Here is a 3,469-nt window from a genome sequence, read left to right on the forward strand (position 1 = left end):
TGGGCAAAGAGTTGGCCACCAACGGCTTGCTTGCACTCGCCTGCGTCGTGATCGGCATCGTCATCTATCTGTCGTTCCGCTTCGAGTGGAAATACGCGGTGGCCGGCATCATCGCGAACTTGCACGCCGTCGTGATCAGTCTCGGCTTCTTCGCATTCTTCCAGTGGGAGTTCTCGCTCTCGGTGCTGGCGGCGGTGCTCGCGGTGCTCGGCTACTCGGTGAACGAATCGGTCGTCATCTTCGACCGAATCCGCGAGACGTTCCGGCGCGAACGCAAGATGACGGTCATGGAAGTCATCAACCACGCCATCACGAGCACGATGTCGCGCACGGTCATCACGCACGGTTGTACGCAGATGATGGTGCTGTCGATGTTCCTGTTCGGCGGCCCGACGCTGCATTACTTCGCACTGGCGCTGACGATCGGCATCTGCTTCGGTATCTATTCGTCGGTATTCGTCGCGGCAGCCTTGGCGATGTGGCTCGGCGTGAAGCGTGAAGATCTGCTGAAGGACAACAAGCCGCGTCACGATCCGAGCGATCCGAACGCGGGCGCACAGGTTTGAGGGGTTCGATTGCTTAGGCTCGGTCCGGCATGAAGCTTTAGCGCTTCGTCCGACGGAGCCTGCGAAAAGCGGCGCGCATGCGGTTGATTCCGCAGCGCGCCGCTTTCGTTTGGAGGGGCGAGCGGCGGGGCCCGCCTCCCGCGCTCAGTTCACTTGAACCCGAGCAACCGCCGCGCCGCCACCAACGCCACGAGGCTCACGAGTGCCGCAAAGATCATGTAGAAGCTCGGCGCAACCTTCTGTCCCGTCTCCTTGATCAGCCAGGCGATGATGAACGGCCCGAAGCCGCCGAAGAGGGTGACGGCGATGTTGTAGGCCAAGGACATTCCCGTCGTGCGGGTTGCGACGGGGAAGATTTCGGAGAGCAGCCCCGGCAGCGCGGCGAAGTAGCTCGTCACGAGGATCCCCATCGCCACCAGCACGGCGATCAGCGTACCGGCGCTCGGCGCGCTGACGAGCCAGACGAATGCGGGATAGATGAGGACGAGCATCAGCACCGCCGCGGCGAGCATGATGCCCGTACGCCCGATCCGATCCGAAAGATGGCCGACGACAGGCGCCCCGATCATTTGAATCAAGCCCGATAACACGACGGCCGAGAACGACACGGACGCCGGCAGCCCCAGTTGCTTCACGCCGTACGTGGGCATGAACAGCACGAGGTACGTGGCTACCGTGCCGAGTACGACGATCCCGATCGCGATCAAAAGGCGCGTCTTTTGACCGGCGAAGGTATCGCGCAGTGGCGAGGCGGTGGTTTCCGCGGCCAGAAATTCGGGGCTCTCGTCGACATGGGAGCGAATGTAGTAGGCAATCGGCCCCAGCATCAGGCCGAAGACGAACGGCACGCGCCAGCCCCACGACAGCATCTGCTCGTGGGTGAGCGCCCCCGTGAGCACCGTGCCGAACACGGCGGCGAGCACGGTGGTGAGCCCTTGGCTCGACACCTGCCAACTGGCGAAGAAGCCCCGGCGCTGCGGCACGTGCTCTGCGAGAAACGCCGTGGCGCTGCCGAACTCCCCGCCTGCCGAAAATCCCTGCATCAAGCGCGCCAGGACGAGCATGAGCGGCGCCGCAATGCCAATCGTCTCGTAGGTGGGCAGCACGACGATGATGGCCGTGCCGATCATCATCAAGAGGATAGACAGCGTAAGTGCCGCTTTGCGGCCCGCACGATCTGCGTACGCACCGATGACGATCGCGCCCAACGGACGCATGAAAAACGAGACACCGAAGGTGCCGAGCGAAAGCAGCAGTGAGACCGTATCGTTGCCGGCGGGAAAGAACAGTTTGGCGATCGTCACGGCGAAAAAACCATAGACGACCAAATCGAACCACTCGAGTGCATTGCCGATCGACGTGGCCACTACGGCCCGCCAGACATGGTTGCGGGAAGCCATCGGTGCTGCCGCCAACGTATCGCTCATGCGAGTCTCCTGTCGTGCTGTGCCGAGGAAACCCTCAGCCCTGGCGCCAGGTCATCGCGGGCGCCTTTTCCGATTAGATGTGCGCGCAACTTCATGTAGCCGATGTAACGGCTCGCGCCCAGTATGGTCCGCCAAAATGACACGTGCAACGCGCGCATGGTGGACAAGATGCAAAAAACCGCCCGAAGCGAAGTGCTCGCGGGCGGTTTTCCAGGAGACTGACATTCGGCTGCCCAGGCAGCCGGCGGCAGCTGAACGCTTACTGCTTGACGCCTTCGGCTTGAATCTCGAGCTTCGTATCCATGTTGAAGCCGTATTGCTTGCCGAAGTCGAGACCGAACTCGTCGCGCTTGAAATCGGCGCGGGCTTCGACGCCGCACACTTCGCGCTTGAGCATCGGATGCATCATGCACTTGAACGATTCGATCTTAAGATCGACCGGCTTCGTCACACCATGCAGCGTCAACGTGCCGATCACTTCGACGGGCTTGTCGCCGTCGAACTTGATTTGCGTGCCCTTGTAGGTTGCCTTCGGATACTTGGTGGTATCGAAGAATGCCGGCGTCTGCAGATGTTCGTTCAGCTCGGCATTGCCCGTATCGATCGAACCCGGCTCGATCGTCACGTCGACCGAACCCGTTTTGTTCTGACGATCGAGCATCACGGTGCCCGAGGACTTCGTGAACTTGCCGCGCCAAACCGACAAACCGCCGAAGTGATCGGCCGCGAAGCTGGGGTACGTGTGGCTTGGATCCAGTTGGTACGTATCGGCGGCGAACGCGTTCGTGAACGAGACGATCGATGCAGCCGCGACGGCGGCGGCGATGAGAGTACGGGGCTTCAATGAATTCTCCTTGTATCTTTGAGGAAACCGCCCTGAGCAAGCGGCGATAGAACGATGCAACCGTGAGGCATTGGCCGACCCGTTTAGCGACCTCCTGCCGGACTCACGGTAAATGACAAAAAAGTCATCAACGGGTCATGATGCCACCCTGAAACGGGTTGATTTGCTCCGTTTCGGGCTTACGATTTCTTCGGCACGACGATATGGAATTTGATCGTGACTTCGTCGGCGACCGTCGACGTGTCCTTCCATTCGCCGGTGCCGACGTCGAATTTCAGGCGGCTGATCGGCAACGCGCCATCGAACGTCTGCTCACTCCCCTGCTGACCGACCGTCATCGGGAACGTCACGCTTTGCGATTTGCCTTTGATCGTCAGCGTGCCCGTCACGTTGAACTTGCCCGCGCCGGCTGGTGCGATTGCCGACGATACGAAGGTGGCTTTCGGGAAGGCCTTGGTATCGAACCAGTCCTTGCCGCGCACCTGCTCGTTGTAGCTGTCGTCGCCCAGATCGTAGCTGCCGACGTCGATTGTCAGCTGCGCGCTCCCCGCGGCAGGTTTGGCCGGATCGAAGCTCACTTTCGCGTCGAATTTCTTGAACTTGCCCTCGACCGGCACGTTCATTTGCTTGGA

General features: G+C 60.9%; 4 protein-coding genes. 1 reads left to right on the top strand and 3 read right to left on the bottom strand.

The window, feature by feature from the left end:
- The coding region (secF, locus tag ACTHL0_RS00965) for a protein translocase subunit SecF (RefSeq protein WP_440564688.1) at positions 1-566 on the top strand (566 nt) is incomplete at its 5' end.
- A 149-nt stretch (positions 567-715) separates the two neighbouring features.
- On the opposite strand, the gene ACTHL0_RS00970 is transcribed toward secF, so the two are convergent.
- The 3 genes from ACTHL0_RS00970 to ACTHL0_RS00980 all read right to left on the bottom strand — a co-directional run.
- Positions 716-1,993 (bottom strand): MFS transporter, encoded by a 1,278-nt coding sequence (locus ACTHL0_RS00970; RefSeq protein ID WP_440564689.1) that lies wholly within the window; start codon positions 1,991-1,993, stop codon positions 716-718.
- Positions 1,994-2,252: 259 nt separating this feature from the next.
- On the bottom strand, positions 2,253-2,837 hold the full coding sequence (locus ACTHL0_RS00975; RefSeq protein WP_440564690.1) for a YceI family protein: 585 nt from the start codon (positions 2,835-2,837) through the stop codon (positions 2,253-2,255).
- A 179-nt stretch (positions 2,838-3,016) separates the two neighbouring features.
- Positions 3,017-3,469 (bottom strand): YceI family protein (locus ACTHL0_RS00980; protein WP_440564691.1); only part of this gene is annotated, 453 nt, incomplete at its 5' end.

The organism is Trinickia sp. (genome assembly GCF_051961175.1).
In the GTDB taxonomy this organism is placed as follows: domain Bacteria; phylum Pseudomonadota; class Gammaproteobacteria; order Burkholderiales; family Burkholderiaceae; genus Trinickia.

Coding starts and splice junctions, on each gene's coding strand:
- ACTHL0_RS00970 (WP_440564689.1), bottom strand. CDS start 1,993: ATGAGCGATACGTTGGCGGCAGCACCGATGGCTTCCCGCAACCATGTC.